At 44.8% G+C, this 26154-nt stretch carries 21 protein-coding genes; 6 read left to right on the forward strand and 15 right to left on the reverse strand.

All coding sequences use genetic code 11. From position 1 onward, the window contains the following. Positions 1-44: 44 nt before the first annotated feature. From OCV11_RS21965 to OCV11_RS21975, 3 genes are all read right to left on the reverse strand, one after another. Positions 45-1523 carry an AMP-binding protein gene (locus OCV11_RS21965; RefSeq protein ID WP_261896565.1) on the reverse strand — a complete coding sequence of 493 codons (1479 nt, stop codon included), beginning with the start codon at positions 1521-1523 and terminating at the stop codon, positions 45-47. Next, positions 1520-2134: a thermostable hemolysin gene (locus OCV11_RS21970; RefSeq protein ID WP_261896567.1), complete on the reverse strand. Its 615-nt coding sequence runs from the start codon at positions 2132-2134 to the stop codon at positions 1520-1522. Before OCV11_RS21970 ends, OCV11_RS21965 begins: the two co-directional genes overlap by 4 nt. Before the next feature lie 291 nt (positions 2135-2425). Beyond that, positions 2426-3007 carry a class I SAM-dependent DNA methyltransferase gene (locus OCV11_RS21975; RefSeq protein WP_261896568.1) on the reverse strand — a complete coding sequence of 194 codons (582 nt, stop codon included), beginning with the start codon at positions 3005-3007 and terminating at the stop codon, positions 2426-2428. A 196-nt stretch (positions 3008-3203) separates the two neighbouring features. On the opposite strand from OCV11_RS21975, the gene OCV11_RS21980 reads away from it, so the two are divergent. Together OCV11_RS21980 and OCV11_RS21985 are read left to right on the forward strand one after the other, a co-directional pair. Continuing rightward, the gene (locus OCV11_RS21980) at positions 3204-4082 is read left to right on the forward strand and encodes a LysR family transcriptional regulator (protein ID WP_261896569.1); all 879 of its coding nucleotides are present in this window, start codon (positions 3204-3206) and stop codon (positions 4080-4082) included. Positions 4083-4259: 177 nt separating this feature from the next. Next, positions 4260-5153, forward strand: a complete 894-nt coding sequence (locus OCV11_RS21985; protein WP_261896570.1) for a cation diffusion facilitator family transporter — start codon at positions 4260-4262, stop codon at positions 5151-5153. A 95-nt stretch (positions 5154-5248) separates the two neighbouring features. Here the strand turns inward: OCV11_RS21985 and yddG are convergent, their stop codons facing one another. The 4 genes from yddG to OCV11_RS22005 form a co-directional block, all read right to left on the reverse strand. Then, entirely contained in the window at positions 5249-6160 is a 912-nt protein-coding gene (gene yddG / locus OCV11_RS21990; RefSeq protein WP_261896571.1) for an aromatic amino acid DMT transporter YddG, read from the reverse strand. A gap of 75 nt (positions 6161-6235) precedes the next feature. Then, the gene (locus tag OCV11_RS21995) at positions 6236-6793 is read right to left on the reverse strand and encodes a sugar O-acetyltransferase (RefSeq protein ID WP_261896572.1); all 558 of its coding nucleotides are present in this window, start codon (positions 6791-6793) and stop codon (positions 6236-6238) included. A gap of 241 nt (positions 6794-7034) precedes the next feature. After that, positions 7035-7436, reverse strand: a complete 402-nt coding sequence (locus tag OCV11_RS22000; RefSeq protein WP_261896573.1) for an OsmC family protein — start codon at positions 7434-7436, stop codon at positions 7035-7037. Between the two features lie 29 nt (positions 7437-7465). Then, positions 7466-8077, reverse strand: a complete 612-nt coding sequence (locus tag OCV11_RS22005; protein WP_261896574.1) for an exopolysaccharide biosynthesis protein — start codon at positions 8075-8077, stop codon at positions 7466-7468. Positions 8078-9045: 968 nt separating this feature from the next. On the opposite strand from OCV11_RS22005, the gene OCV11_RS22010 reads away from it, so the two are divergent. Together OCV11_RS22010 and OCV11_RS22015 are read left to right on the forward strand one after the other, a co-directional pair. Beyond that, positions 9046-9519: a dCMP deaminase family protein gene (locus OCV11_RS22010; protein WP_261896575.1), complete on the forward strand. Its 474-nt coding sequence runs from the start codon at positions 9046-9048 to the stop codon at positions 9517-9519. A 150-nt stretch (positions 9520-9669) separates the two neighbouring features. Continuing rightward, positions 9670-11490, forward strand: a complete 1821-nt coding sequence (locus tag OCV11_RS22015; protein WP_261896577.1) for a putative bifunctional diguanylate cyclase/phosphodiesterase — start codon at positions 9670-9672, stop codon at positions 11488-11490. 54 nt (positions 11491-11544) lie between these two features. Here OCV11_RS22015 and OCV11_RS22020 read toward each other — a convergent pair whose 3' ends face one another. After that, the gene (locus tag OCV11_RS22020; RefSeq protein WP_261896578.1) at positions 11545-14235 is read right to left on the reverse strand and encodes an ATP-binding protein; all 2691 of its coding nucleotides are present in this window, start codon (positions 14233-14235) and stop codon (positions 11545-11547) included. Between the two features lie 498 nt (positions 14236-14733). On the opposite strand from OCV11_RS22020, the gene OCV11_RS22025 reads away from it, so the two are divergent. Continuing rightward, the gene (locus tag OCV11_RS22025) at positions 14734-16314 is read left to right on the forward strand and encodes an EAL domain-containing protein (protein ID WP_261896579.1); all 1581 of its coding nucleotides are present in this window, start codon (positions 14734-14736) and stop codon (positions 16312-16314) included. Between the two features lie 588 nt (positions 16315-16902). Here the strand turns inward: OCV11_RS22025 and OCV11_RS22030 are convergent. From OCV11_RS22030 to hcp, 4 genes are all read right to left on the reverse strand, one after another. Then, entirely contained in the window at positions 16903-18144 is a 1242-nt protein-coding gene (locus OCV11_RS22030) for an L-lactate MFS transporter (RefSeq protein WP_261896580.1), read from the reverse strand. A 152-nt stretch (positions 18145-18296) separates the two neighbouring features. Continuing rightward, entirely contained in the window at positions 18297-19031 is a 735-nt protein-coding gene (locus OCV11_RS22035; RefSeq protein ID WP_261896581.1) for a LytR/AlgR family response regulator transcription factor, read from the reverse strand. 3 nt (positions 19032-19034) lie between these two features. Next, complete coding sequence (locus tag OCV11_RS22040; RefSeq protein ID WP_261896582.1) at positions 19035-20669, reverse strand: LytS/YhcK type 5TM receptor domain-containing protein; 1635 nt, start codon at positions 20667-20669, stop codon at positions 19035-19037. 160 nt (positions 20670-20829) lie between these two features. Continuing rightward, on the reverse strand, positions 20830-22491 hold the full coding sequence (hcp, locus tag OCV11_RS22045; RefSeq protein ID WP_261896584.1) for a hydroxylamine reductase: 1662 nt from the start codon (positions 22489-22491) through the stop codon (positions 20830-20832). A 431-nt stretch (positions 22492-22922) separates the two neighbouring features. Here hcp and OCV11_RS22050 point away from each other — a divergent pair, with 431 nt between their 5' ends. Further along, positions 22923-23144, forward strand: coding sequence for a hypothetical protein (locus OCV11_RS22050; RefSeq protein ID WP_261896586.1), 222 nt, complete (start codon positions 22923-22925; stop codon positions 23142-23144). Between the two features lie 123 nt (positions 23145-23267). Here the strand turns inward: OCV11_RS22050 and OCV11_RS22055 are convergent, their stop codons facing one another. From OCV11_RS22055 to OCV11_RS22065, 3 genes are all read right to left on the reverse strand, one after another. Then, entirely contained in the window at positions 23268-23882 is a 615-nt protein-coding gene (locus OCV11_RS22055) for a LysE family translocator (RefSeq protein WP_261896589.1), read from the reverse strand. A gap of 117 nt (positions 23883-23999) precedes the next feature. Further along, on the reverse strand, positions 24000-24668 hold the full coding sequence (locus tag OCV11_RS22060) for an HAD-IA family hydrolase (RefSeq protein WP_261896591.1): 669 nt from the start codon (positions 24666-24668) through the stop codon (positions 24000-24002). Positions 24669-24803: 135 nt separating this feature from the next. Beyond that, a complete protein-coding gene (locus tag OCV11_RS22065; protein WP_261896593.1) occupies positions 24804-26150 on the reverse strand; it encodes an ATP-binding cassette domain-containing protein in 1347 nt (448 codons plus the stop codon). Between the last annotated feature and the right edge of the window lie 4 nt (positions 26151-26154).

A 26154-nucleotide genomic window follows, 5' to 3' on the forward strand; every position in this document is an offset into this window, starting at 1 on the left:
TCTCCAATCCGTTTGATCTGCTTATCGAATGTCAAACTTGCTGTTTAAGCCTGCGTTAAGTGATAGCTGTGTACCTGTTCATGTTCTGTGAGATTGGCAGCCCACGCTTCAAAACTTGATCGAATTGGTTTGCCGTTGCTGGTGTAAAACTCGCGAAGCTTTGTACTGTTAGCAACACAAAGTACTCGACCAATTCTTGCGTAATCAGGCAGTTGACTGTTTAAACCGCGGACATCATCAACGACCATTTCATCATCATTGGCACACACCACTGCGGTTAAATTAAGCTCGCCATCACCAATCACGACCATGCGTTGTAGGCTCATATAGCGCTGTGCTTCAGTCTCAACCCATTCCGGCGAGACGTTACGTCCAAACGCAGTAATGATCTGATTTTTTACCCGGCCGGTAATCGTCAAATAGCCCTTCTCATCCAACTCTCCAATGTCTCCTGTGGCAAGCCATGGTGTGGTAAAAGGCTCATCGATGTAACCCAATGCAGTATTGCCTTTAATCCAAACTTGCCCTTGTTCATCAATCTTAAGTTCATTGTGACCCAACACTTTTCCGGCGCTACCCAGTTGGTTAGCATCGGGCAAATTTAAAGCCACAACGGATCCGCACTCCGACAAGCCATAACCTTCATAGACAGGTAAACCTAATTCGTGAGCTCGTGCGATCAATGCAGCCGAGACTCGCGCGCCACCAACGGCGATAAATCGAAACGATTTGGCAATGTCAGGTTGAATTTGCACCAGCTGAATCAGTGCCATCAGCAAAGCTGGCGTTAACACTAAACTGCTTGGTCGGTGATGAATTAAAGCGGCGAGAAAATGCTGCGGGTTAAACTGGCTCGAACCACTAAGTCCAGTCTGTTCTCCATTAAGTAGCACTGAGGTTTGCCCTAAAATCAGAGGCACATAAATCGCGGTAATGTTTTCCAATAAGGTAGCTAGCGGCAACAGGGCCAGATGGCGGCCTCCCAGCACCGAACTGGACACCTGCTGCGCTAACATATTACTCACTTGAAAAAGATTCCCTTCACTAAGACAAACCCCTTTGGGTTGGCCTGTCGAACCCGACGTAAAGGTGACTTTGCGACTCCCCGGTAACAGAGGTATTAGGGCTGCATCGTAAGGGCGAAAAACAGATAAACCTGCGACCATGCTGCAGTCTTTACCATCGCTTTCTTGCCAATCACCAATTAAGAGATCAGCGCCACAACTGGTCAGCGTGTGCTGCACTTGCGATGGCGTAAAAAAGCTCGGGACTGGCACGATAGGAATGCCTAGAATCAGAGCGGCCAAATCGACTATCGCCCAATCAATACTGTTAGCCGCTTTGAGGGCAATACAACGTGGCTCAAAGCCATTAAGCACGGCGGCGGTTTGCTCTACTTCTGCCAGCAATGCTTGATAACTGACATCGCACAGCTGATCTTTACCATGGCGAAAGCCGTGAAACGCAATACGTTCACCGTGAGAACGTGCTTGTTCGTGTAAAAGCGTAAAAAATTGGCTCATGATCCTTGTACCCTCTGTGCAAGTTCGTCACTAAACAGAGCTTCGAGATGTTGCAGCCCTTGCTTTAAATCGCCGGCCATAATGCGCGGTTGGTAGTGATAGTAGGTTCCCCACGCTTGAGCATTAATCACTCGTGAAGCATCCGCTTCAACAATCACTTGAGGCTGCAAACCTAAACGACGCATCATGGCATAGAGCGGGTCAGTGGCAGTAAAGATGCACCAATCAAATCCCATAGCCACCATGCGCCGAGTCATTTGCAAAAAGTGATGCGCAGACAGACCTTTTGAAAAAGAAGCCAATTGACCAAACTCAATCAGTTGCGCCCGGTCCACTTCGGTATCAAACAGGCGACCAATCGCCTGCTCTGCTGATTCATCAAGATATTGTTCAAGGAAAAGAGGTTCGATATTCGCGACACGATAACCGCACGCAGAGACAATCTCACCATCAGCGACAAGCACTAAAAATACGGGCATGAACTGTTGAAGACGAGCATCAAATGCAACGGAATAACGATTTTTTACATACGATTCTACGTCACGACGTAGCGGATGATGTTCATCCACAAATTCAAGCGTAATCGAACTGGATACTACTGACTTAGCCATCGAAGAGTCCTCACCGGTCAACTAAGGTCAGAGTAAATTAGGAAACTTAAGAACACCTTAAGAGAAAAATAACTTCACCAAAGTGTGATGAATATCGTGCAATTTCACTCAGTTAATTCAACCGTCATCATTACGCGGTGGAGAAAAATGCCGTGGTGAAAAAGTACAGAGAAAGGGGCGGTTTAGAAATGAAGAACCTGGAAATAAAGAGCTTAGAAATGAGAAATACAACGATCTAAGCGTGGCCGATGACCACGCTTAAGCAACGGAGGAATGAAATGTTAAGGCGTGTTATTTACGGCCAATGCCCATCACAACTGGCATAAGACCATCTTGTGTCTGGATAGAAAACGCCTGTTGAGTCTCTACGGCTGCAAATCCTGCTTTGGTTAATACCGCACTGATCTGATCTTGAGTTAACCCTGATTCACTTTGTGTGTCAGTTGCTTGCCAGTCCCACAGTACAAACAATCCACCCACATCGAGCAGACTGTACACGATATCAACCGAATGCTGTACATCGCTGACATAACCACACACGGAAGAGGCAACCACGAGATCAAACTGCTTACGAAAGGCAGGATGTTGCGCGACCAAGCCGCGGCTTAACGCGTCAACCACAGGTTCAACGTTAGCTAACTCTTTCTTATCGAGCTCTTCGATCATCGCTTCAGAGCTGTCGAGCGCCACAATGTCTTTTGCCAGTGGCGACATCAGTTGGGTCAGTAAGCCAGTACCACAGCCGAAATCTAAAATATGCTTGCCGTCTAAGTCTGTTAATGCTTTTAGCTGTTGAAACACATTATGCGCAAAAGCAGTGGTCGATTCGTCGTTCTCCCATTCTGCTGCGTATTCATCCCAGTTCTGCGCCATTATGGCCTCCGTCTTACTTCTTTGTATTCGGACAATAGTGCCAAGAGTAAACCAAAATGAAAGAAAGTTCACCGAGTTAGAAGCGTTTCTTGAAGCCAATTAAGTAATTTTCTTCTGATTGGCGATAATTACAGCAAATAGGCAAACTCCTTAAAATTGTTTATGATTTACCAATGTTTAACTATGTGATTGTCGAATGAACTTAGCGCAAATTGAAGCCTTCTGTACCATCGCGAATACGGGGTCCGTATCCGAGGCTGCCCGTCAACTTGAAGCGAACCGCACCAAACTCAGTATGGCGCTCAAAGCGTTTGAAAAAGAGCTTGGAGTCGAGCTTTTTATCCGTTCCGGAAACCAAGTCCAGCTTTCCGAAGCCGGCAAAGCCATCTACAAAGATTGCGAAAACATCATCATCACCGCGCACCGTGTGAAACACACCTGCTCAGAAGTCTCAGCGGGATTTGCCGCTGAAGTGTGGATTGCCCGTGATGACTCCCTTCCCGATACGTTATGGCAAGAAATGGCTCATCAGCTCAACACACTCTTCCCTAATACTTCGTTTAACTTAGTGCTTGCTTCTAGTGGTGACTTGGCCAACTTAGTTGCTACCGCGCAAGTTAACTTTGCCTTTGGCGTCGATTACGAACGCCTTGACGATCCTCGTATCACTTACCAACCCTTAGGTAAGATTCGTATGATGTCAGTGTGTCGCTCTTCTCACCCACTGGCTAAGTCAAAACGCGTGACAGATGAAGAATTACGTAAAGCAAAACAAGCGGTTATGGTGTACTTAACCGACAAAGACAACCCTAGTCTGGAGCCTTTCTCCCGGCGTTATATTGGCTTTTCCAGCTTTGAATATATCCTCAACACGATATTGACCGATAACGCTTGGGGGGTATTACCAGAGCCATTAATTCGTAAGTATTTGCGTGAACAAGAGTTAACCGTTATCAAGCACACCTATGGTCTGACACAAGAAGACTACTGTGTATTTAGTCCTGCTGGGATTAACGAATCTCCTGCCATGTCCTTGGTCGCCGATAAGCTAAGTGACTATCTATTTGATTTCTAAATAGGCAATATCAGTCAGTGTCAAATTTATTGACGGTAAATTTTTAACGTAACTAACTGAAAAATAATACAAATAGCACAAATGGTTATTTATTAGTCAGCGTCGTTTTCATTTTTAGATTGTAAAAGTTTCGTTTGACGCCAAAATTGGAAGCATGTTTTCAATAGGTAACTCCTCATGTGTGTTAAAACCAGTAGTAACGAAAAGCGAATTCTGACGCTATCAGCCATTATTTCATCGGCCTTCGCCGGTGGGGGCTTGGTCGTCGGTCTGCTGGTTGGTTCACTCGTTATTGCCTTTGACGGCATCTATTCGTCAGTCAGTTTACTGTTAACATTATTGTCGCTGGCTGTAGCGAAATACTTAGAAAAACCGTCAGACAACCGTTTTCCATTTGGTCGAGCTGTATTAGAACCACTAGTGATCGCTTTGAAAGGCCTTGTCATTTTGTTGGTTGTCGGTTATTCACTTTACTCATCCGTGGTCGATTTAGCACACGGTGGGCATGCTGTTGACGCATCAGTTGCAACCTTGTTTGGTGTTATTAATGTTGTTGGTTGTGCTTTTGCTTGGTGGCAGATTCATCGTATGAATCGTAAACATTCTTCTGGCCTGATTGTCGCAGAAGTCAAACAGTGGCAGATGGACACCATGTTGAGTATGGTAATTACAGTCGCATTTATTCTTGCATGGCTGATGACGTTAACTCCGTATGCACATTATGCCGTTTATATGGACTCAACGTTGATGCTGATGATGGGCTTCTACTTTGTGAAAGTTCCATTAACAATGCTCAAATCTGCAATGCGTGAAATTTTGCTGATGACACCAGACAAAGAAATTTGTATGAGTGTTGACCAAGGTATCTTGGCCACCAACCGCGAATCTGAACAAGTATTAGAATTGGCCGGAGTAACAAAAATTGGCCGTGAACTTTGGGTTGATGTTGATATCGTCGCCAATGACAACGATGTGCTTGCGATGAACGATATTGAAACAACTCGCAGGGCATTGCAAAAAAGACTGTCCGTCCTACCTTTCGACTTACAACTTACCCTTAATGTGGCATGATTTTGACCCATGAAGGTGTAAAAAAGATAAGGATGCATACGTGAAACGATGCATCCTTTTTTGTTTCTGGATACTTACCCCAGTCAGCTTCGCATCTAAGCGGCTTTCTGCTCTGTGACTACTGTCTGCGGTTTATCACGAGTCACCCACCAGCAGATGAGCGAACCTAAACTGACCATTGCCACACCTTGCCAGAATGACCAACTGAGCAAAATACCCAAGATCACCGAGGAAAAAAGCGTCGCAAACACTGGAGTAAAATAGGACAAGGTAGCGAGTAGCATCATGTTGCCGCGCAAAATGGCCAGATTCCACAAACCATAGCCCCCGGCCATCACCAATCCCGAACAGATCAGATACCCAACACTTGATAGTGAAAACTTAAGCGCAGGTTCATCGCTCAATCCATACTGCACCCATAAGGTAATGGCTGTCATAATAAAAAACAGCGTAATACCGTTCTCACCATTGGACCATCGCTGAGTCAAAGTACAATAAAGCGCCCAGATGATCGCACCACAAAACGCTAATGCGTAAGTGAGAGGATTACTCGCCACATGCATAGAGAGCACACTGAGCGACCACGACTCACCATTGAATAAACACCAAACCACACCAGAAAATGCCAGTAATACGCCGACAAAAAGCAATAAACTGGTTCTTTTACCTTGGACCACAACGGTCAGTAATACGGTCAATGCTGGCCAGAGATAATTCACTACCGCCATTTCCATGGCCTGATGGCGAGAATGAGAGAAACCAACCGCTAAAGAGATACAAATCTCATAGGCAGCAAAGAGCACTCCACCAACCAATAAATAGCGCCATGATTGACTACCAAGACGTGGCAACCCGATGACTAACCAAAGAAACAGGGCGCTAACAGAATAGATCATTGCGGAACCGCCAATCGGCGACAAAAGTTCAGTGACACTACGGGTAAGTCCAACGGAGCACGCCCAAAGCATAATGGCGGCGATGCCAAACCAAGTATATTTATGTTGCAAATCAGTGCCCTACTTTTAGATCATCGGAAAGGGTCCCTACTCTAAACCAATTCTCAATAAGAAAGAAGTCACCGCTTATTTAAGTTCACGCAATGATTTTATAAAGCGCGCTGGCGTACCGGCATATAAACAATCACTTGGTACATCACCAGTCACAACAGAATTGGCGGCAATCACAGACCGAGCCCCAATGGTTACACCTTGAGTAATCACCACACTGCCACCAATCCAAACATCATCTTCAATCGTAATCGGCTGACACACCACTTCCCAATGTTTTCGTTGACGATAATCCAATGAGTGAGTCGGTGTATAAAACTGACAGTTAGGCCCAACAAGGACATGATCACCAATAGTGATCGGTGCGCCATCGAGCATGGTGACGTTCATATTGAGGAACGTGTGATCACCAATCGAGATCGTTTGACCAAACTCGCAATAGAAAGGCGGTTGCACCATACTCCCCTCGCCGATGTGACGAAACAAACGTTGCTGCAATGCGTACCGCTGTTCGGTATTGATCGATTGGTTAATCTCCAACTTCAACGCTGCGGTATCCGTGCGCAGTTTTTCAATCTCCAAAGATGAACCATCAAACTCTTCGCCACGCAACATTTTTTCCAATTCGCTCATTACATCACCTACTCTCTCATATCTATCGAGTAGCAAGGCTAATGAGTTTTTAGTCAGGAAAAAGTGGGCTGATTCACGCTTATTCGCATCGCGATCCTAGAACTGGAAGCAATCACTCAACTGAACTTAGCAAGACGAAAACACCATCAATAAAAGCAATTGAATGCATATGAATTAAGAATAGTAGCCATAAAAAAACCGAGCTAACAAGCTCGGTTTTTTTATTTATATGTGCATGCTATTAAGCGAGGATTTCCCAGCTGTGGGTCATCTCAACACCTTTGCCCAGCATTAAGCACACTGAACAATATTTTTCTAGAGAGTCTGCGGTAACTTTCGCGACAACGTCTTTATCAAGATTGTCACCAGCCACTTCAAAGTGAATGTTGATTTTAGTAAACAGACGAGGTGCAGTTTCACGACGCTCAGCGGTAATACGAGCATTACATGAGGTCACTTTCTGATTCGCACTTTTCAAGCCATCTACAACGTCAACTGAGCTACAACCGCCCGCTGCCATCATCACCATTTCCATAGGGCTAGGAGCCGTTGCACCGCCACTACCATCCATTACGATAGAATGACCTGAATTTGATTGGCCAAGGAATTTAAATCCCTCAACCCATTTGACTTGAGCTTCCATTATTTAACTCTCTGATAAGTGAGAAAACATCATAATACCAACATTAACGAGTGGAAGGCTACTCGAACCAGTAGATAACCAATCCAAATCGCAATTGCACTCATTGCTGCGCCAGCCAGTATACACACGCCATCTTTTTCAATAATGCCAAGTGATAAACAAATCACGGCAAAGTTTGGGGCGAAGTTTACAAAAGGCAAAGGCAGAACCGCTACCACCGCTAACACACAGATTAAGCCGCCAATGACTCGGCGTACCATCGAGCTGCAAAGGGGTTCCCAGCGGGGTTTGACGTATTTTTCCAAACGTTGCAACCAAGGCTGTAACTCTTCAATAAAGTGCAACGTTTTTTGTTGATCAAGATGACGTTTGCGAGCAAATGCAGGTAAACGAGGAGCGGTGAAACCTAACGCCATCTGCAGACCTAACCAGAAAATAGCGAATCCGGCCAAAAATGAGATGCCAGGAATCAAGCCAATTAGACTCAACAGAATCAGAAGTGCGCCATAAGAGCGGCGTTTTAAAAGCTCAAGTAGGGAGCCAATAGAAATTTCGGATTCTGGAAACTCTTTAAGAATCCGAATCAGAAAGTAAGACGTTTTTTCCACATAACCACCGATAGGATGAAAGGGGTCTGTCACAGACGACAGCAGACAGATAGCAGCACATTAACAAGAGTCAGGAGTACTAGCAACAGCTGTTCAAATATTCTCGTAACAGCGTGTAACGATGGAGTATCAAAGAGCATAGTTAGAAAACCATAAGAAAAACCCCACCAAGCTGACACTTGGTGGGGGTAGTTCTCACTTGCAGCAATCCCGCTACGAAAGGTGCTCCCTGCATCCAATCCCTGATAGTTTGCTGATTCCTTCAGCGCAATCCATTTCGTCGCCATCCTAGCGGTGTCCATGTCTCTGCCATCCTAGCAGACGCGCCTTTTGTCCATAAAAGTCCACAATCTCAAAAAGTGCTAACCATCCTGGCTAAACGTGTTCGACTGTGTATTCGCTTTCCTTGCCGACCTTTCATCCTGAAATGCCGTATCTTCTTCCTGAAGATGACCAATCCTTGGGTCTTTCCTGTTCCGTATCAGCGTCCTGCCGATGGATAGAGAATACCCCATTAGTATTATGACACAAGCCTGACATACAAAAAGTTGGTTGCACTAATACAATGCAATGACTATTTACCATATAAAAACAACAAGTTAATATTTTTCACCAGCACTTTTCACCCGAAAAATAAATCAATTTCTTACGCTTCTTGTAAGAGATCTCGCACAAGAACAATAGACAAATGTCCATTTTTCACCAATTTAGTGCAAGCTCGTGCTAGGTTTGTGCATAAATTGTCAACAATTGTGCCCTTTAGGGCGCTTGAGATCATAAAAGTGCTGGTTTTCGTGCGCTAAGGTAAGGTATATAAAGAGTAATTTCTCAAAAAATGGCGTAACGCTGCTTTATGAGATGAACAATACTGGTCTAGCGTAGCCATTAAACAACACCTACGCTTCACTAAGAGTAGTAATGACAGAAACCGCTTTGGTTGGTGATGTCGTGCAAAATTGCTTACCTGCAATTTTCAATGACATGAGTTAAGGAACCGCAATATGATTTCAAAATGGGCACAACGCTTTTACCAAATGGCAGAACTTGTCAGCTCCTGGAGTAAAGATCCATCGACACAGGTCGGGGCTGTCATCGTCAAACAAAACCGCATCGTTTCCGTTGGCTTTAACGGATACCCACACGGTATTTCCGATAGCGCCAATACCGACGATCGTGACATGAAATACCTCAAGACCTTACATGCAGAAGAGAACGCAATACTGTTTGCTAAACGCGACTTAGATGGCTGTGAAATCTACGTCACTCACTTTCCTTGCCCAAACTGCGCCGCCAAAATCATTCAAACTGGCATCGCAGCAGTGCATTGCCCTGAGCAAAATGAAGAGTTTCTATCTCGCTGGGGTGACAAAATCAAAGTAAGCCAAGAGATGTTTTTGCAAGCGGGCGTTAAGGTAAATTGGTTACCGCCATCTGAACTTGTCTCTTTCTCTAATGTTCCTTCTGTCGGAGAGTAATGTCTTATATGTGAGAACCTGTGAAAAATAATTCAATTATGCCGAGTTATTAGTCAACAAGGACTCTTTTTTTACAGGCAATCCGTCTAGACTGTCGGCTGTGTAAGAGGCGTGCCGTTTACGCCTCCTTTTATTCAGTCAGGATGTGACATGTCTTTGTTTGCCCAGCAGCGCAATTCTATTGTGAAGAAAGCGGTTTTTCCCGCCTTGTATGTTCTGGGCCTTGTCTTGGTTGCACAAACCTTATTTGTTGATCACCTTAGTTTGGGTCATCACCAATTGGCTTATGTGAGCCTAACCTTTGCCCTCTTTATGATTTTGGGTGGCTTAACCACTCAAGAGCGACTACGTCAATTATGTGCCCTGCTCTCACTGGCTGTTTTACTGACTAGCCTACTGTTCTACCCTAAGCAGCATTTACCCATCTCTGACACCTATTTTTTGATTCCGCTTGGCTTTCTGCTGTTAATGCGGGGTTTCGTTTGGCCCGTGGTCAGTTCTTTAGTGGTTTTGGCCATCTGCTTTCCTCATAACTTGGAATTTTATCCACGATCATTTTGGGAAGGTGCATTAGAGCTGATTATCATCACCTCCTTTGCCACGTTAAGCATCTCCTATCGCCATCGCTTGCACGCCCAAGTGCTTAAATTTCGCCAAGAAAGCATCACTGATTTTCTCACCGGCGTTGGTAATCGCAAGGCTTTCACTGAACTGCTAGAAGGTATCAATGACAGACGTGATGAAAGTGGCGATTACGCGCTTCTGGTGCTGGATATTGATAACTTTAAGCGCCTCAATGATAGCCTAGGACATCAAGCTGGCGATCAATTGCTGACCAAACTGACAGACCGCCTACAACAATTCCCGTTCGCTCACCAAATGTGCTCAAGCCAAGTCTATCGCTTAAGTGGTGATGAATTTGCTTTGGTTATCGGCGCAGACTATCTTGATCGCACTTTAGTCATGCCGCTGGTTGAAGAGCTGGTGAAACATTGCCAACAAGAATATCGCGTGGCGAACAGCAGCTACTTTACCACCATCAGTATTGGTATCGCCTTATTAAGCGATGCTGGAAACCAAGTCGAACTTTGGTACCGAAATGCCGAAATCGCTATGTTTCGCGCCAAGCTAAAAGGTAAAAACCGCATTCAATGGTACGATCAACTGCTCAATGCAGAGATGATTCGCCACCATAAGATTGAGCAAGAGCTGGCCTTTGTGCTCAACAAAAAACAGTTATCGCTTTATTACCAACCCAAAGTGGATATCCAAACCAATTGCATTGAACATGCGGAAGCGTTAATCCGTTGGTTCCATCCTCAACTGGGCATGATTACCCCCGCTGAATTTGTGAATGTGGCAGAGAAAAGCCAGCAGATCATCCCAATTGGCCGTTGGGTGGTTTACACTGCTTGTAAACAAGCCAAAGCGTGGTTTGATGAAGGCCGCCAAGTCTGTATCGCGGTGAATGTGTCTACCATTCAGTTTCTTTATGATGACGTTATTGAGTTGGTAGCAAACGCATTAAAAGCCTATCAGTTACCACCGCACCTATTGCAAATTGAAATCACCGAAACCACCTTAATGACAGAGCTGTCACGGGTCACTCAGACTTGCCAGAAATTACGTGACATGGGAGTACAGATAGCCATCGACGATTTTGGCACCGCCTACTCTTCGTTGAACTATTTAAAACAACTGCCTATCGACATGATTAAAATCGATAAGTCTTTTGTCGATGAATGTGTACACAATAAAGACAGCCATATGATCTTGCGCACCATCATTCAATTAGGACACAACTTGGGTAAGAAAGTGATCGCAGAAGGAGTGAATTCTGAAGCTCAGTTAGCGCTGCTGCACCAAGAAGAGTGCGATTTGTATCAGGGCTATCTCTGCTCACAACCCTTACCCGCAAACGCCTTTTATCAATTGGTACATCAATACCCTTTAGGAAACAGCTTCGCCTAACGCTTTTGCTTAAATGATGGTTGTTGAGATTGGGGCAATGAGTGAGCGTAGCGACTAACTTTTTTCAAAGACATTGAGCTCATTGAGCACGTCGAACAATTGTTGTGACTTATAGGGCTTAGGCAAATAAGCGTCCATTCCTGCTTCAAAGCAGTTAGCAATATCCTCATCAAGAACACTCGCGGTTAAAGCGATAATAGGCAGACGACGGTATTTGCCAACCTCTTCCCACTGACGAATTTTGCGCGTGGCGGTCAGTCCATCCATCACCGGCATCATGCAATCCATCAACACCGCACAGAACACACCGCCTTGAGTCACGATGTCCACGGCTTCTTGGCCGTTACTCACAATCACATAATCCAGCCCCGCTTTTTCCAGAAAGAAACTCGCAATTTTCTGGTTCATCAAGTTATCTTCAACAATCAAAATCCGATTGAGGTGGCCGGGCTTAATACTCCCTTCGGCACTGTTTAATGTACCAAGCGCTGAAGTGGTATCACTGTGCGGATGCAGTGCTCGTAGAGCTCGTTCGAAACGTTGCCCCATTAGCGGCAAGGTCACTTGACTGTGGAAAGCGGTTGATAGTTCCTTATTCACAAAAAGGTGATGCTGTAACACGATTCGCTGTGCATCCGGGAAAGTGCGCACCAGCACTTCATTATCTGTGCGAATGCTACGGGTAAGATTTTGGCAATAAAGAACATACATGATGTCTTTGGGCAGTTCCGGCAATTGCTCAACACTGTTGGCTTGATAGAGCCTTAATCCTAGACGCTGGCATTCACGCGCCACCAAGGTTCGATAATTAGAGCTATTATGAATCAACAAAGCGCTACCCGTTAAAGGGGCAAACATCGGGTAAGGCTGACTGTGCTGCAAATCAACTGGAACAGAAAATTCAAAGGTACTGCCCTTACCCACTTCCGATGTGACATGAATGTCACCATCCATCAGGTCGAGCAGTTGCTTGCAGATCGCCAGCCCTAAACCTGTTCCACCATAACGACGTGTGATAGAGCCATCTTCTTGAGTGAACGGCTCAAAAATCGTGTTCAGTTTCGTGTTATCAATCCCTTTGCCTGTGTCACTCACGCTCACATGCATCTTTGGCTGCGTTCCGCCAAAATAGGTCAACTTGGTCGAGACATAACCATCTTGAGTAAATTTCACCGCATTAGAGAGCAGGTTCATCAAAATTTGTTTAACGCGAAACTCATCAGACACCACACACCTCGGCAGCGTCGGGTCAATATCCACATTCAGTTCAATATGCTGACTCACCGCTTTAGAATTGATCATATTGACCGAGTCAAATATCAGCTCTGACATATTAAATGCATGATAAGAGAGCGATAAATTACCCGATTCGATTTTGGAGAGATCGAGGATATCGTTAATCAGAACCAGTAATGAGTGGGATGAGCTGTCAATATCGAGCAGTATTTCCCGTTGGCTGGTATTGAGTGAGGTTGCCGAAAAGATCTCAACCATACCGATAATCCCATTAAGTGGCGTGCGAATCTCATGGGACATATTGGCCAAAAAGGCACTTTTCGCTCGGTTTGCCGAGACAGCCACCTCTTTTGCTTCAACCATCTCTTGCTCACGTTGCTTAAGTTCGGTAACGAACCGATTGAGATCCTTAGCAAAATCAGACAGCTCATCATTTCCTTCGACCGGAATGGGATCAACATCCTCATGACCGTCCCGAAGGCGCCGCATTGCATACAAAATCCGGTTAAGTTTGGCGGTAATTCGGGCAAAAATGCCGTAACCTAACACCATGATCAATACATTGAGCAACGCAGCAACACTCACGACCATCATGATTCTCTGTTGCAGATCGGCAACACGAGCGGTGGCAGAAGCGTATAGGCTCTCGCCAACATCGTGATACAACCCGTGCAATTTATTGTTATTGCCCAACCATGTTTGGTAATAGTGATTTAACTGACCATCCGTTGGCATTGCTCGCATAATCGAACTTGGCATGCTTTCACCGGGCACACCTGTCGAGGTATTCAGTAATTTGAGCTCATCACCCCATGCAGGTGCCGCCCCCCAACCACGAATAGCCAAAAGTTGCGACCAAACATAATTTTTTCGCTCCGTCACCGTTTGATAGCGCTGTAACCAGCTCTCATATTGCTTCGCGTCGCTAGGCACACCACTGAGAAGCCAAGCTTGCTTATCACGTAGAAACAAAAACTGACCAAACATGACATGCCACTGTTGCATCCAATGGAGCGTAGGATCGACTTGGGCTTGGTTATCCAGGGGAGATAAGTCGTATTGAAACCGAGTTAACAAACTCTGCACTAACGAGAAACCTTCCAGAGCATCCTCATACAAGCCACTGTGGTTGGCAAAAGTGGCAATTTGGGTCAGTTGCCGCAATCTGTTGATGTCGTTGAAGGTCAATTGCACATCTCCCACTTGATTAAGCTGTGGTTCCATATGTGCAACTTGGTCTTCTAAGCGATAAAAAAGCTGGCCGATTTGGATGAGGTTATCGCTGAATTTTTCGTTATCAATCCGAGAATTAAGCAAATGGAAAATCTGTCCAGACACGTTAACCGTTAGCGTTAGCGCACGACTTTGCATCGCGGTCCATTGATAGACTGCTTGTTGGTGTTTTAAATCTCGATAATAGTTCACTGTTGCAGTGGTGATGACCACAACAGGTAAACAGCAGAGTAGGAATAATCTCACCTTCACTGAAAAGCGTGATGCTCTAAGCATGGCAAAAATCCGTTCTTTGATTGACGTTAGTTGCTAACTCCCTAGGTAAAGAATAGACACTATTGGTTCGAATGAAATCACGAGAGCAAAGAAAGTCACACTTTTACCCCTTAATGCCTATTTGATCACGTCTCGACAAGGTCTCCACTAATGAGTTATTTCTTATTTGGCACCTAGACAACTATTTTGATGGAATTAAGATGAGGAATATTCATGTTGGTATATTGAAAACATGACCAAGTTATAATTATTTTATTCCTATTTATGCGCTCAATAATAAGCGGCTGTTCAATATTGGTGGCAGATTAAGCAAATGAACGTATTGTGTCATTTTAGGTGTTTGAGTGAATTGACTTATTACCTTTGATATATGAATATGGTCTAACAGGTAAACGTTTGCGAAGGATTGATGATGCTAACTTACGGACAGTTGAGACAATATTGCCATTGGCTCGTTATTTCTACGCGCCACAAGCGATAATGCGGGTTCTCACTTTTATGTCGTGGTCTCTTCGCTCTCTATCCCGTTCATTTTCCTTGTTTAATCTTGCACCTTTGCATACCCATTTGATGCTCTTTTTGTCCTCATTGGTGGTCTATGTCTATTTTGCTATCGCTTTCAGTAATACCTACTTTAACCAAGTTGGTCATCAATCTATTGAGTATATTAATAGTATATTGAGTAGCACTCAGCAACAGACACGCTTTATTCTGGATAATTATAAAAATAAACCCTGCGAACAGATCATCAGCCAACTTAGGTCAGCCACATTTAATTCTAACTACGCTAAAGAAATTGGTATATTTAATCCACAAGGTATTATTTACTGTACCAATAACAGTAACGAATCAAATATAAAACTCTACAGCAGCATAGTAACAAGATTAAATGAATCCCAAAATCATGAGACGCTCTCTTTTACTCGAGCGGCGCTGACACGAGAATATACGATTTTATATTTGTATGCCGATCCAGATCATTATGGAGTCAGCATCAGTATTCCACCACGCTATTTACTACGTGATATTCAAATGACGCTGTTACCGCACAATTTGGAGTTCTCTATGTTTATTAACCAACATAGAGTGTCAACAGGTAGCAATGATCACACCATATTGCGCCAATCCATGTTCAGCTCCGAGATGTTCCCCATTCAGATTGAACTGCATCTTTCTCTTCGCACCTATCTACACTATCTTTTCACCTATAGTTGGCTATTTTTGGTGCTTTATTTGGTAGTGCTGCTTAATCATTTACAAAAACGTCGTGAAAGTATTGAAAAACTCAGCCTAGAGCACGCTGTTGTTTCGGCTATAAAAAACAAACAGTTACATGTTTGCTATCAACCCATCATCGATACTCAAACCGAGTTACCAATCGGATGTGAAGCGCTTATCCGCTGGAACCACCCAACACAGGGCAATATTCCACCAGATGTGTTTATCCCTCTAGCTCAACGAACCGGTCATATTCGTGAATTAACTGAGTTGGTGATTGAACAATGTATTCAAATACATCAACGTCACCCGTTAATCATGGAAGGGAAATACATCAGTATTAATATTGATCGAGAGCTTCTGTTAACCGAATCATTTACCCAATATGTTGGCGAATTGGTGCTTTCATTTCCTAACTTTAGTGATTGCTTTGCATTCGAGATTACCGAAAACGGTAATTTCTCAGCACAAGAGCTCACCATGGTTGCCAAAAATATTTCGCGCTTTCATGCCTTAAATATTCGTCTCTTTGTTGATGACTTCGGCACTGGTTATTCTGGATTAGATTTTGTGCGGCAATTTGCCTTCCATACCATGAAAATCGACAAAGTATTCATTAAAAACCTTGGTCATGAACCCCACCTCACCATGCTGCTGGAATCGATGCTGCAAATATCCGATTCGCTTAACATGCGGGCCATTGTTGAAGGTGTTGAAACCATAGAGCAGCTCACCGTACTTAAGAAGTTGCGCGTCTCCTATATTCAAGGTTTCTATTTCTCGCGGGCAATTCCTGAAGACGAGTTGATTGAGTACTTTTCAGCAAACAGTGCACAACCTGCCGAGCTCTCAGCCTCCTAATTTATTTTTCTTAAGCGTTTCCTAGCAGAAAATGTCCTAGGAAAGAGAGCGACTTAACACAGCAAACGTGGCATTGCTCTGCTACCTGCGCAACCGGGCTTCGATGGCAAAGTTGCCATCGTACACATTAAACCTCTCTATAACTCTTTCTCGTCAACCGCCTATCATTTCAGTTAGTGACATCGTCACTTTTTATCACTCAGAAAAGTATAACGGGTCTATTAGCTGGGCACGCTTTGTCGTCACTCAATCCACTAGGGATCGAACCATCACAACACATAGAACAAGATGATGATGTAACAAGCGACAAAGAGATGAGCCATCGCAGCGCACACCCGCTATACGAATGCAGGATATAAACTAGGTAAGGCAACGTGTTTGAACCACACCACGAGGTTAAGCGCACCGCAGACGAGAATGGCATGACTGGCTAGATGAATGAGAATTGTGGAGGAATAAGAGCGCTAGGCATACAACCTGAGAAACAGCGTTGCGCAGCAAGTAAACTCGGGGCAAAAAAGCAGCCAGCACTTGGCTGACTGCTTTTATCAATGAGAGGTAACCAATATTTAGTTTGGTTGCACTCAATTAGTTTTGTTGAACTGGAATTGAGCGTGAAGCGTTGCTGTGGTGTGCTTTTGGCGCACCAGGCAGTTTGATGATCACTGCCATAACAATTGAAACCACCAACAGAGCTAACATCACGTAGAAAGTCGCTACGAAACCACCAAATAGTGAAGCAATGATTGAACCCGCGAAGCTACCTACACCAAAACCTAGGTAAATTAGACCGTAGTTTTTAGTCACATTGTTTAGACCAAAGAAGTCACTCACTAGTGATGGGTAAACCGTGATGGTGCCACCAAAGCTAAATGCGATACACGCAACAGCGAAGAAGAAGCTTAGGCTGTTTAGGTGTAGGAACAGCAGTGAACTTACGCCAACCAGACAAACAACCAAAGCAAGTGCGATAACACGGATACGAGCAACACGGTCAGACATGATGCCAAGCACCAAACGACCCATCAGGTTAGCCACAGCGATAATCGCAACCGCTGATGCTGCAGTAGTACCGTCTAAGTGAACGTAGTTTTGACCTACATCTTTTGCTACGCCGATAACGTATAGCCCCGACATACATACGGTCAGGAACATCACCGCTAGCATCCAGAATTGTGAAGTTTTAATGGCTTCAGCAAGTGTGAAATCGTGTGCTACTGTAGCAGTGGATTTTGCATCTGCAGGTTTCGCAACTTGTTTTGGTGCATCTGTCATCATCAAACCACCGATGATCACCATAACCATTGCCAAACCGCCCCATAGGTTAAAGGTTTGTGCTAGACCAAAGTGATTCAGAAGATACATGTTGATGAATTTGAAGCCTAGGCTACCAAGACCGTATGCACCGATAGCACAAGCAGAAGCAAGACCTTTACGTTCAGGGAAGAACTTCACGCAGTTGGTCAGTGTCATTAGGTAACCCGTACCGTCAGCAAAACCCACCAGCAGGCCAGCGAATAGGTACAGCATGAATAGGTTTGATGCATGGGCAGTCAACACTAGGCTGACACCCAAAAGTAGGCCTGCGCCGATGGTGACGTTACGTACACCAAAACGCTCTTGCAACTTACCAGAAAGAGATGATGCCACCGCAAGCGCCAGACTTAAGATACCAAAAGAGAACGCGACTTGGCTGATTGGATCACCCAGCTTTTCAGATAAAGGAGAGTTGAACAGACTCCATGTGTAAACAGAGCCTAGGGCAAATTGTGTCAGCACTGTGCCGGCTAAAGTCAGCATTCTTTTACTGTTTGAAAGCTGTGTATTCATAGCAAAACTCCAAGAGTAGAGAAGATATTCAGTGGACCAAAACCACCTCATTTGCTAACAGAATACAAAGCAGGACACGAGATACAATAGATTGGCTGAAGTATAAAATGAAATGCAATTCACGGGAATGAATTGCATTATTTGGGCATGAATTACAGGTGCATCATTTCACGGAAGGCTTTTATGTTACCGCGACTTACAGGCACTTTTTCCTTGATGCCATGTAGCTTAAGCATATAGGTGCTGTTCATCCACGGGATAATTTCCGCGATGCATTTCAAGTTCACACAGTAGGAACGATGGCAGCGGTAGAACTGATTCTCCGGTAATTTTTCCATTAATTCACTGATGCTGTAGGGTACAGAAAACTCCCCTTCAGCAGTAAACACTAAGGTGATTTTTTCCTGCGCTTCTGCGTAACACACCTCTTCCACTGGCGTGACACAAATGCGGTTATCGCGCATCAAATTAATGGTATCGGAACGACTTTCGATGGCCTCTTCGGCTACGACTGGTTCGCTAGCTAATGCCACACTTTCCAGCTTATTTAGCAAGCGCTTCACACGCTCCTCATTCAAAGGCTTGAGTAAGTAATCAAACGCTTCTAGCTCAAACGCATCAACAGCAAACTCTTTATAAGCTGTGGTAAAGACAATATGCGGCTTTTGCGAAAACTGGTGGATGTTGCGTGCCAATAGCATCCCGTCTATCGACGGGATATTGATATCCAAAAACACCACATCGACTTTGTGCTGCTGCAGATATTTAAACGCTTCTAAACCATCATCAAAGGATGCCACGACTTCAATCTGACTATAAGTTTGAACCAGATAAGTAAGCTCTTCACGAGCAAGATATTCATCTTCGACAATTAACGCCTTTAGCATAATTTACCCGATGTTATTAACGTAAAAAGAAATTTCGGTGCCCGGTTGCAGACGCTCAATCGTCAATCCTTGGCCATAGAGTAATGCCACGCGTTGGTGAACATTGACCAAACCAATTCGATGGCTATCCATGGTGCCTTGATACACTTTATTGATCACCTCTTGGCGAATACCCACGCCGGAATCTTTAATCATCACTTGGGCACGCTCACCATCTCGTTTCACCGAAATGGTCACTTGCGCTGGAGCGCCCAGAGGCACCACTCCGTGCTGAATCGCGTTTTCCACCAGCGGCTGAATCAGCAGTGGCGGAATAGCAAAATGAATTGGGTCGACATCAAAGATCACTTCCAGTTTGTTGCCAAACCGAGCTTGCTCAATCGCCACGTAATCTCGCACCTGTTGCAACTCTTCTTGGATATCAATTAAGTCGTCACCCTTTTCGAGGTTAAAGCGTAAAAAGTCCGCCAAGTTAGCGATCAACTGCCGCGCCTTGTCCGGCTGAATTCGCACCAGGGTCGAAATAGCATTCAGCGCATTAAACAGAAAATGCGGGTTAATCTTATTTTGTAACGCTGAGAATTCGGCTTTACTCGCCATGGTTTTGAGCTGGTCGATTTTGGATACTTCGATCTGCGTAGAAATCAGTTGTGACAAACCGATCGCCATTTCACGCAATGCTTGACGAATGCGGTGCGGCTGACAATAGAAAATCTTCAGCGTACCCGTCACTTGACCGTTTTCCCACAAGGGAATGATGAGCAGCGAGTGGAAATTGTGGACGTTGAGATCATTGCTGATGATCTGTTTGCCCAAGTTGACTGCCTGTTGCGTCATGTAACTGATTTTATGGTGTGCATCGAGGAAGTTCTCCTGCCCAATACCCACATACGCTTTAACGTCTTGCGTGTCGGTAATCGCGACAGCATCTGCATCGGTCTCTTTGCGAATAATCGCACACACTTTGGTGAGCGAATCGCGGTCAGCTTTACGAAAATGAGGCAAGGTTTTATTGGCGATATTGAGTGCCAATTTCGCCTGTAGCGCCGCCACTTTGTCTTTCTCTTCATCTAAGTCTTGAACCAAGATGATGATAAGGCCTATGCACACTGCACCAAGAATCATTGGCATACCAATTTCACGCACGATCGACTGTGCCAATGCTAAATCATCATTAAGCAATAAAATCAGCGCCATGGTGATCGCTTCACAGAACATCCCTGCCGCAATACCCCATTTGGCGTACTGACTTTTCGGACAACGAGAATGGATCCACGTGGCTAATAATCCGGCCATGATACTGGTGATCAAACAGGCAAGTGACGTTGGGCCATTCATATCAATCAAGTAACGGTGCACACCTGACACGAGACCCGCAGGAATCCCGACCCAAGGGCCAAATAAAATCCCGCCCGACAAAATGGCAATAATGCGCACGTTGACTAACGAGCCTGAAACATTCAATCCGGTATAAGTACTGAACACCGCAAAAAAGATAAACAGCCCCGAAACGATGGCGGTTTCAAAAGGTCGACGATGACGTTTAATAACAATGGATTGGAATAGATGAGTGCGAGTGAGCAAAAACAGTGTCATGAGCATTAGAGCCGCTCGTTCAAACACTGCCAGCAACATCATAAGTTGTTCGATATACACCTTGACCTCAGGCCTTGGGACAAAAAGTGACTGTATACTAAAAGTAAACTGTGATCCACTTCATGAGGTGTATCAAAGAGATGTCAAATTATGAATAGCTCGTTGCAGTTGAAACGAGCTATTCATCTATTGATAGAGCGTCTTACGCTGCGAGGATAGTATTGAGGTCTTGCTCTGGCGTGCTTATCGCTCGCAAGTCAAACTTCTCTTGAATGATCGCTAGCAAATTATCCGTTAGGAATGGAGGCACGGTCGGCCCTGCGTAAATGCCCTTGATTCCCAATGCGAATAAGGTCAGCAGAATCACAATCGCTTTTTGTTCAAACCACGACAAAATCAGGGTCAATGGCAGCTCGTTCACCCCACAACCGAACTCTTCACTTAGCGCCAATGCGAGCTGAATTGCTGAGTAAGCATCATTACATTGACCAACATCGAGCAGGCGTGGAATACCATTGATGTCACCAAGATCTTTGGTATTAAAACGGTATTTGCCACATGCCAAAGTTAAAATCACACTGTCTTTAGGCGCTTGCTCGACAAAATCCGTGTAATAGTGACGCTCTTGGCGATAACCATCGCAGCCACCCACTAAGAAGAAGTGACTAATATTGCCTTGTTTGATCTGGTCGATCACCGCAGGCGCTGCCGCCATTAAGGCATTACGGCCAAAGCCGACGGTAATCCAGTGTTCGATTTCGTCGTATTGGAAACCTGGTTGCTCAAGAGCACATTCGATAACGGCAGAGAAATCATCGCCTTCGATGTGAGCCACGCCTGGCCAACCAACGATAGAGCGCGTAAAGATGCGATCCGCATAGTGCCCCATTTCTGGGTTGAGCAGACAGTTGGATGTCATCACGATCGCGCCAGGGAAGTTGGCAAACTCTTTTTGTTGGTTTTGCCACGCACTGCCGTAGTTACCGACCAAATGAGAGTATTTTTTTAATTGCGGATAAGCGTGAGCAGGCAGCATTTCACCGTTGGTGTAAACGTTAATACCTTTACCTTCGGTTTGCTGCAGGATCTTCTCTAAATCATGCAGATCATGACCTGAAACCAAAATGCATTTCCCTTTGACTGGCTTTACATTCACTTGGGTTGGCTCTGGATGACCAAAGGTCGAGGTTTCCCCTTCATCTAACATCTGCATGATGCGGTAGTTCATCAAACCGATTTGCATCGACGTGTCGAGCAACGCACCAAGATCTTCCGGCTCTGCAGCTAGCCACGCCATGAGTTCATGATACTGTCCATACACTTCAGCGTTGGTTTGCCCCAAAACACGGGCATGTTCAAGGTACGCTGCAGCGCCTTTTAAACCATATAAGCAGAGTAAGCGCAGGCCAATCACATCTTCATGCACTTTATCTTTGCCACGGTTTACCGCAGCTTGAGGAGCAAACTCTAAAAGCTCAGCATAGTCGGTCGGCAGAGTCATGGTTGCAGCCAACGGAATGTGAGTTAGCTCTACATTCTGCATCATGGCAGCGCCCTTCACCTTCACGGTAAGGCTTTGTTTGAACTGCTCCGCTTCAACGGCCAATTCAACAATGCGTTCAGGGTCGAAATTCACGTTGGTTAACGTGGCGAAAAAGGCTTGAGGAGCCCAGCTATCCACTTCAGACGTGGTTAATCCCAATAAGCGAGCTTGATGCGCCCAATAAGAAACCCCTTGTAATGAGTAGACTAATACATCCTGTAAATCGGAAACTTCGGCTGTTTTTCCGCACACACCACGGGCGTAAGAACAACCTTTACCATTTGGGGTTTGAACGGTTTGTTCACATTGAATACAAAACATAGGGCTCTCCAGTTAATCACGCTCTTGGGCGTTTGTTCGATTCTTACGCAGTCAGTTTTGCCATCATCTGCTTGTTTTACATAACAAAACGAAAAGCTAACTGCGGATGTTGCAGAATCTATGGCACAATGCGTGCCAAAACCTAACTCACTGAATAACCTATATTTATTAAATTACCCTACATTTATAATGGTCAAATTAACTCTGTATTTAAGATGCAAATACACTCTTTTATGTCATTTTGACTCACTACAAGAAATAACCCACTGAATTAGTATGACTTTTATGCGCCATGCCTTGATGTAATTCACTCGGCACAGCATTTTGTTACAAACGACATGAGGGATAACGCACAGAGAAAGCGGATATTCATACCCTATTCATCTAAGCTTTGCTAGAGTAGCCGGACATTAACAGAGAGAGGTATTATTATGAGCCGTTTTATCGTTGCCGCATTGGCGGTTGCCACCGGCCTATTTGCTCTGATTTTTAGCGTGTTGGTCGCGATTCCATTGACCATCATTGCCTTGATTACTGGTAAAAAACTAAATCAACAAATTCGCCGTAATTCGTTTAACCAGCCCCATAACGAACGAGCCGAACGCCAAGATCACGTGATTGAAGGCGAATTCGAAGAAGTGACACGTAAGTAATAACGATGGTCTTTATCGAGGATGTGCCACCAAGGCGCATCCGACAAACAACAAAGCCGATAACGGGAGTGCCCAATTATCGGCTTTTATCTGTTGATGTGTTAAGCACTAAGTGCAAAGAAGTTAAATACTGACCACCACTCGCAATGCCAGCGCCAATAACACACAACCTGAAACGCGATCAATCCACGCCGCTTTAGCACGCAGTTTTTCCAGCACCGCCGAATTAGAGAGTAGTAACACAATCAAGGTATACCACATGCCATCGACAACAAATGGGGTCATCACAATAGTGGCTTTCGCCCCAACAGTATGACCAATACTGACAAACTGACTGAACAGCGCGATAAAGAACAGGGTGATTTTAGGGTTCAGCACCGAAATCAGGATGCCCTCTTTAGCCGACTGCAAATTACTGACTCGTTCACCACTTTCCATCCGTGCCGCAACACCACCTTTAGAACGCAGCGCATTCACACCTAAATACGCAAGATAAAGCGCACCCGCATAGCTAATGGCATCAAACACAATAGGCATGCTGTGCAGCACCGCCGCCAAACCAATCATGGTAATAAAGGCGTACATCGCAATACCACACCCATGTGCCCATGCCGTGCATAAACCATTTGAGCGCCCACCTGCTAAGGTGTGTTTAACCACCATAGCCAAACTAGGGCCAGGAGACATTGCCCCTAACAGGGCAACGGCAAAAAGAGATAACCAAGTAGTGAATGTCATGCTTATACGTTCTGAAAGTCAGCCTCATATCTTCTCCACCGCTCAGCATTTAAAAAAACGAGTGATGGACTTCACGCAACAATAGCCAGTTTTCTGGCTTCCCTGTTCTTTCTTCACTTAATAATGAAGAACAAATTCCCCTTCAATGTCACTCGTACTAACGTCAGCTTTTGCCAAACAATCAACGCCATGATTGACACCTAATTCCTCTAATCCATAGTGACTTAATATCGCCAGTACTTGCGCTTTAGATGCCACGCCAGATTGGATACCCGCAGGAGCATCTTCAAAAACGATGCAATCTTCTATCGCAATACCTAAGCTTGAAGCGCCCAACAAATACGGTTCTGGGTCTGGCTTACCACGGGTGATTTTTTCTGCGGTAATCAGTAACTCTGGCATAGGAATTCCCGCCGCGCGAATACGTGCCGATGCCACAGGATACGTACCCGAAGTGACAATACCCCAAGGAACACCCAGCGCATTAAGCTGCTCTAGAAATGCAACAGAGCCATCCAGTGCCACAGTACCTTCCGTATCACGAGATTCCAAATCTTCTAACCACGCCATCTCACTATCAAGATACGCGTCATCTTTGTCTGGCATCAGAAGCGACAAAGACTCACGAGCAGGTCGACCGTGAATCACAGACATAACATGATCGGCATCTAAGTCATTACGCTTAGCCAGTAACGTCCATGAACGCTTCACTGCGCCCATGGAATCAATAAGTGTGCCGTCTAAATCAAATAGACCCGCTTTAAAACGTAGAGAGGTTGTCATCATATGTTCCTGATTTTTCTTCCCATAGTACGCTGGAAATGGCAAGTTTCAACCCTAAAATAGACCTGAAAACACCCTTAGGAAATTTGGCTTAAAGAGTTGGAGATTGCGGCGAGACCTGTCTCACCTCAATTCACCTTATTGCCGTACTTGAACGATTTTTCGCAGCTGACTGCTCTGTATGATCAGCGTTTCGATATAGTCCGTATTTGCCCTATCTAAAAACGCATCCCACTCATCCAACAGCAAGTCATAGGACGTTTCATTAATAAGCCACTCCAAGCATGCTCGCGAGTACTGACCATCAGACAATGCAGCTCGTTCACCCTCCTTACCCCATGGCCAAGATAAACGATAGCGAGGATTGAAATAGTAGCCATCGGTCTTTTGTTGCAAAGAAATGAGAAAAGTGGTTTTTCCACAACCGTTTGGCCCTTGAACGGAGTAGAGCCCATGATTAGCATTCACTAACTGATCCAAACTCACCGTCTGCCCCGCTCGCTCATCGAAAATAGACACTCGGTGATGATCAAAATCCATTTGAGGCTCCGTGCGTGAAAAAGACTCTAATAGCTTTATTTGCCCCCTAATATTGGGAAAGGAAATAACGACGGTAATTAACCCTGTTGCCGAATTTAATAGATAAAAAATTCTCGTCAAATTGATCACCAAGGCGAATTTTATCTCCTGCGCGATATCATGATTGGTCAGCAACCACACCAGCAAACAAATCGTGGGGAGTAATGAACAAAGCGAGATAATCACCACTACTCGGTATTTATATTGTGCTTCGGCAATCCTTGAGTTTACGTATCCACCAATTTTCTCGGTTTTGGCAGATAAAAAACTTAAATAATTGATGCGAGATCCGTTGTGAGTATTGTCATGGATACTGGCTAACTCGTTAGTTAAATCCGCCCCCGTTTCCGTGCGATAAACAGCTAAGTTTTCCATTGACGTTGATACCCAATATCGCACTAGAGCCACTAACACCATGCTGATCATTACCGTGATGAGAAAACGATGATCGAGCGTAAAGCTGATAACCAGCAGACTTAAAAAGAAATTGAGAAACGCCGACCAACTATCAAGACAATAATGCACATAGTTCGCAATGGCTTCTTTGCCTTGTGTTACAAACGCGCCGAGTGCTTTGCCACTTTGAGTTCGAGCTGTCGATTGGTGGTACTTTTTAGCTGCAGAATTCCAAAATAGTTGCAGGCAAGAGCACAGCCAACGCTCTTCATAAAGGTCAGCAAAATAGCCAATCCCATGAGGAAACGTCATACAGGCAACGTAAGATAGCAACCACAGCTGGAACTCTGCGCTATCGAAGCCATGGTGATCTAAGGCATAAACGATTTGAACCGATGAATAAACAGAAAAGGCAATCAGAGATTGATTCACTAGAATCAAAAGTACAGTAATCAGCGAGTTAACGTTGAATAGATCAAACGCTATCTCTTTTGAATTTCGAAATTCCATTGTA

Origin of the sequence: Vibrio porteresiae DSM 19223 (assembly GCF_024347055.1) — a bacterium.
Lineage (GTDB): Bacteria > Pseudomonadota > Gammaproteobacteria > Enterobacterales > Vibrionaceae > Vibrio > Vibrio porteresiae.